3 protein-coding genes and 1 pseudogene are annotated in these 5,551 nt (G+C 73.6%); 3 read left to right on the forward strand and 1 reads right to left on the reverse strand.

Translation table 11 applies throughout. From position 1 onward, the window contains the following. The 3 genes and pseudogenes from ACFWN1_RS31170 to ACFWN1_RS31180 all read left to right on the forward strand — a co-directional run. Positions 1-680: pseudogene (locus ACFWN1_RS31170) on the forward strand (serine/threonine protein kinase); the annotation flags it as partial. Between the two features lie 219 nt (positions 681-899). Continuing rightward, positions 900-2,513 carry a succinic semialdehyde dehydrogenase gene (locus tag ACFWN1_RS31175; protein ID WP_384369415.1) on the forward strand — a complete coding sequence of 538 codons (1,614 nt, stop codon included), beginning with the start codon at positions 900-902 and terminating at the stop codon, positions 2,511-2,513. Between the two features lie 51 nt (positions 2,514-2,564). Next, positions 2,565-4,418 carry a GMC oxidoreductase gene (locus ACFWN1_RS31180; protein WP_384369418.1) on the forward strand — a complete coding sequence of 618 codons (1,854 nt, stop codon included), beginning with the start codon at positions 2,565-2,567 and terminating at the stop codon, positions 4,416-4,418. Positions 4,419-5,097: 679 nt separating this feature from the next. Here the strand turns inward: ACFWN1_RS31180 and ACFWN1_RS31185 are convergent. Next, positions 5,098-5,376 (reverse strand): chorismate mutase, encoded by a 279-nt coding sequence (locus ACFWN1_RS31185; RefSeq protein WP_384369421.1) that lies wholly within the window; start codon positions 5,374-5,376, stop codon positions 5,098-5,100. Positions 5,377-5,551: the final 175 nt, after the last annotated feature.

Raw genomic sequence — 5,551 nt, forward strand, 5'->3', positions numbered from 1 at the left:
GCCCGGCGCAGCCGCCGGCCGCGCCCGAGGCACCGCGCAGCCCCGCCGCACCGGCGGCCACCCGCCGCCCGCCCGGACGGGGCGGACTGGCCGCCGCCCTGCTGGTCGCCGCGGTGGCGGGGGCGGCGGTGTCGGCCGCTTTCCTGATGACCCATCAGGGCCGGGGCGACGGCGACGACGCGCCCGGTGCCACCCCCTCCGCCTCCCGTACGCCGGGCAGCTCCCGCACCCCGGCGCCCTCCGGGTACCGCACCGCCCGCGACCCGGCGGGCTTCACCCTCGCCGTACCGGCCGGCTTCACCCGTGAACGACAGGGCGAGCGCGTCCTCTACCTGTCGGCCGGCGGGACCTTCCGGCTCGGCATCAAGATCTCCCCGCCCGAACCCGGCGGCCCCGCCGCCGTCCTGGAGCGCCTCGCGGCCGAGGGCGCGGACACCAACCCCGGCTACCGCGACGGCCGCGTCACCGAGACCACCCACGAGCGACACCCCGCCGCCCTCTGGGAGTTCACCTGGAACGGCTACACCTCCGCCGAGGGCGCCCGGCACACCCACGACCTGTGCTGGGAGGAGGACGGCCGGATGTACGACGTGTGGGTGTCGGGCCCGCTCGGCAAGGCGCGCGAGGTCCGCGAGCACTTCGACGTGGCCGTGGACACCTTCACCGTCACGGCCCGCTGAGCCGGCGACCGGCCGAGTCGAGGTGCGCGGCGCGTCGACAGGCGGCCGCTCGCGGCCCCGGACTGCCGCTGTCGAAAAAACCCGGAGCCGACTGAGCGGGCCGACAACGCCCTGATCAGCGCATTCACCGCCAGTGATCACTGGCGGAATGGGTGCGGCCGGTGAAACCCCGTTACCGACGGGTACCGAAAGCCCGCCCCCCGGCATACTCTGCGGCTCATGACGGACTCGCAGGCCCTGGAAGTCACCGGCACCAACCCGACCGCCCCGGCCCCCGTGGGCGTGCGCACCGCCTCGGACGTGGTCACCCCGGAACTGGTGGCCCGGCTCACCAAGGGCGTCACCGGCTCCGGCCGGACCAGCAACCACACCCCGCTCACCGGGGCCAAGCTCGCCGACCTGCCTGAGTCCACCCCGGACGACGTCACCGCCGCCTACGAGGCCGCCCGCGCCGCCCAGCGCGTCTGGGAGCGGACCCCGGTACGGACCCGGGCCGCGGTGCTGCTGCGCTTCCACGACCTGCTGCTGGAGCGCCAGTCGGAGGTGCTCGACCTCATCCAGCTGGAGACCGGCAAGGCCCGGCTGCACGCCCACGAGGAGGTGCTGGCCGTCGCCGTCAGCGCCCGGCACTACGGCCGCAAGGCCCCCGCCTATCTGCGGCCCAAGCGGCACACCGGCGCCATGCCGGCCCTGACCAAGGTCACCGAACTGCGGCACCCGCGCGGGGTGGTGGGCCAGATCGCCCCCTGGAACTACCCGCTCGAACTCTCCGTCGGCGACGCCCTGCCCGCCTTCGTCACCGGCAACGCGGTCGTGATGAAGCCCGACACCGAGACCTGCCTGACCGCGCTGTGGGCCCGCGACCTGCTCATCGAGGCCGGGCTGCCCGCCGGGGTCTTCCAGGTGGTGCTGGGCGAGGGCCCGGCGGTCGGCCCGGAGATCGTCCGGCACGCCGACTACGTCTCCTTCACCGGCTCCACCCGCACCGGCCGCGAGGTCGCCCGCGGCGCCGCCGCCCGCCTGATCGGGGTCTCCCTCGAACTCGGCGGCAAGAACGCCATGCTGGTCCTGGACGACGCCGACATCGAGAAGGCCGCCGCCGGCGCCGTACGCGCCTGCTTCTCCTCGGCCGGCCAGCTCTGCATCTCCGTCGAGCGGCTGTTCGTCCACGAGTCGGTCGCCGACGCCTTCCTGGAGCGCTTCACCGCCCGCACCAAGGCCATGCGGCTCGGCACCGCCCTCGCCTACGGCGCCGACATGGGCTCGCTTGCCGGGGAACGCCAGCTCAAAGCCGTCGACGCGCATGTGACGGAGGCCGTCGCCAAGGGCGCCAGGGTGCTCGCGGGCGGGGCGGCGCGGCCCGACATCGGCCCGTACTTCTTCGAGCCGACCATCCTCGACGGCGTCGACGGCACCATGTCCGTCTGCGCCGAGGAGACCTTCGGCCCGGTCGTCTCCGTCTACCGCTTCGGCTCCGACGACGAGGCCGTGGAGCGCGCCAACGCCACGCCGTACGGCCTCAACGCCTCCGTATGGACGACCAGTGCCCGGCGTGGCACGGACATCGCCGCCCGGCTGCGCACCGGCACGGTGAACGTCAACGACGGGTACGCCCCCGCCTACGGCAGCGCCCAGTCCCCGATGGGCGGCATGAAGGACTCCGGCCTCGGCCGCCGCCACGGCTCCGAGGGCATCCTCAAGTACACCGAGGCCCAGACCGTCGCCCGGCAGCGGCTGCTGCCCATGGCGCCCTCGCTCGGCATGGACGACGCCGCGTACACGGTCTTCATGAGCCGCAGCCTGAAGGTGATGAAGGCGCTCCGCTTCCGCTGACCCTCCTGCCCCGATCGCCCGTTCCACCACCGTTCTCGACGAGGAGAGCACGTGTCGCAGGAGAAGACTGTCCGGGCCCGGACCGAAGTAGGCCGCGAGGGGCGCGACGACGGTGACGACCACGGTCACGACTACGACGTGCTCGTGGTCGGCTCCGGCTTCGGCGGCTCGGTGACCGCCCTGCGCCTGACCGAGAAGGGCTACCGTGTCGGCGTCCTGGAGGCGGGCCGCCGCTTCACCCCCGCCACCCTGCCCCGCAACTCCTGGGACCTGCGCAACTACCTCTGGGCCCCGAGGCTCGGCCTCTACGGCATCCAGCGCATCCATCTGCTGGGCAACGTGATGGTGCTGGCCGGAGCGGGCGTCGGCGGCGGCTCCCTCAACTACGCCAACACCCTGTACGTGCCGCCGAAACCGTTCTTCGAGGACCCCCAGTGGCGGCACATCACCGACTGGCAGGAGGAGCTGACGCCGTACTACGACCAGGCCAGGCGCATGCTCGGCGTGCGGCTCAACCCGACCACCACCCCGTCCGACACGCACCTTAAGGCTGCGGCGCAGCGGATGGGCGTCGGCGACACCTTCCGCATGGCGCCGGTCGGCGTGTTCTTCGGCGACGGTGAGGACGCCGACGGCGCGGCCAGGGCGCGGCCCGGTGAGCAGGTGGCGGACCCGTACTTCGGCGGCGCCGGGCCCGCGCGCCGGGCCTGCACCGAGTGCGGCGAGTGCATGACCGGGTGCCGGCACGGCGCGAAGAACACCCTGAACGAGAACTACCTGTACCTCGCGGAGAAGGCCGGCGCGGTGGTGCATCCGCTGACCACCGTCGTCTCCGTCACCGACGACTCGCGCGGCGGCTACGCGGTCGCCACCCTGCCCACCGACCGGGGACGCACCGCCGAGGGGCGCCTGTTCACCGCCCGCCGGGTGGTCCTCGCGGCCGGCACCTACGGCACCCAGACCCTGCTGCACCGCATGAAGGCCCACCACCAGCTGCCCCACCTGTCCGCCCGGCTCGGCGACCTCACCCGCACCAACTCCGAGGCCCTGGTCGGCGCCCAGACCGACGACCGGCGCTACCGCAGGGCGCACGGCGCGGACAAGGTCGACTTCACGCGCGGGGTGGCCATCACGTCCTCCGTCCACCCGGACGCCGACACCCACATCGAGCCGGTCCGCTACGGCAAGGGCTCCAACTCGATGGGCGGCCTCACCATCCTCCAGGTGCCCTACGCCGAGGGCTCCTCGCGCGTCCTCGGCTGGCTCACGCAGGCGGTCCGGCACCCGGTGCGGCTCGCCCGCTCGCTCTCCACCCGGCGCTGGTCGGAGCGGACCATCATCGGCCTGGTGATGCAGTCGCTGGACAACTCCCTGACGACGTACCTGAAGCCCGGCGGCGTCGGCAAGGGCCTGCTGACCGCCCGGCAGGGCCACGGCGCGCCGAACCCGACCCAGATCCGGGCCGCCACCGAGGCCGCCTCCGCGCTCGCCGCCGAGATCAACGGCTTCGCCGGCAGCAACGTCGGCGAGCTGATGGGTACCCCGCTGACCGCGCACTTCCTCGGCGGCTGCCCCATCGGCGACTCCCCGGAGACCGGCGTCATCGACCCGTACCACCGGCTGTACGGGCATCCCGGCATCTCGGTGGTCGACGGTGCCGCCGTCTCCGCGAACCTGGGCGTCAACCCGTCGCTGACGATCACCGCGCAGGCCGAGCGTGCCATGTCGTACTGGCCGAACAAGGGCGAGGCGGACCCGCGGCCCGCGCCGGGTGCCGCGTACGAGCGGCTGGAGGCGGTGGCGCCGCGCACCCCGGCCGTCCCGGCGGACGCCTTCGGCGCGCTCCGGCTGCCGCTGCTGGCGGTGCCCGAGGTGCCGCGCCGGAAGGGCGGAACGGGCGGGTGATGAGTGAGGGACCTGCGTCCCCCTCCGAACGCAGGTCCCTCGATTCACACCGTTTTCTCGATCCGGTGCCTGGTTCGATGCGCGATGGCCGCTGGGGGTTGTACCGCCGCCCCGTCATTCGGGTGTGGTGTCGGTCACATTCGGGCGCGGGCGTGACGAAGGGCCCCGCGGAACTCGAACTCGGCCGCGGGGCCCTTGTCATCGGCACCGGCGTCAGGGAGGAGTAGCCGGTGCCCGGAAAGCGGCGCAGGGGGGGGCACGCCGCTCGCCTCGGTGGTCCCGCACCTCTGGCGGAGGGCCAGTGCGGACCTGTTCGGGGAGGGTCGGTGCCGGTGTCCGCGCGAGGACACGGGGGAGGACGCGCTGCGTACCGCACGCCCTGAGGCGTCCGCGGCCGCCGGCCCGGCACCGGTTCATGTGTGCAGTTGTTGTCCGCCGGACGGCCCCGGGCGTCCCCGGAGCCGGCCGTTTCTCCTGGGTGACCGGGCCGCTGTCCCCTGCCGTCCGGTCACTTCTCCGGGACGAGGTCCCACGGCGTACGGCACGACCCGTACGCCTCATCGCCCCGGCGAGCCACGCGTGGTTCTGTCGGGCCCGCCCCTGGCTGGCACGGACAACGGGCTCAACGAAGCGGGCCGCGAGCCGGTCACGCGCCGTACGGGTGAGAGCGGCACCGAACTCAGCCGCGACCCCGGCACAGCTCCAGCAGGGTCATGGCGAGCGCGGTGCCGGGCTTGCCGAGGGCGTCCCGGTAGCGGCCCAGGATCTCCATCTCGCGGGACAGGCTCACCCGGCGGCCGCCCGAGGTGATCCGGGTCCGCTGTACGACGGCGGAGACGGCCATCCGTTCCTGGACGAGGCCGATGATCCGGTCGTCGAGCGCGTCGATCCGCTCACGGGCGTCGTCGATGATCCGCTCGGGCCGCTGGGGGCCGGTGTACGGGGTGGCGGTGCTCATGCGGGGCTCCTGGTGGCTGGTGGCCGCCCCGGACCGGCAGGACCCGGAAAACGCGACAGGCGCTCCGGGCCTTGTCGGCCCGGAGCGCCTGTCGTCAAGTCGCTTGGTGTGTGCTCAAGCAGAACGACCATGGCAGCCGGCGGGCCCGGTGCCATAGGTAAAGCGGAACGTCGTC

Origin of the sequence: Streptomyces sp. NPDC058459, from assembly GCF_042721685.1 — a bacterium.
Taxonomy (GTDB): Bacteria; Actinomycetota; Actinomycetes; order Streptomycetales; family Streptomycetaceae; genus Streptomyces.

Bases quoted from the DNA above. Each gene is read 5' to 3' on its own strand.
- ACFWN1_RS31175 (WP_384369415.1), top strand. From the start codon at position 900: ATGACGGACTCGCAGGCCCTGGAAGTCACCGGCACCAACCCGACCGCC.
- ACFWN1_RS31185 (WP_384369421.1), bottom strand. From the start codon at position 5,376: ATGAGCACCGCCACCCCGTACACCGGCCCCCAGCGGCCCGAGCGGATC.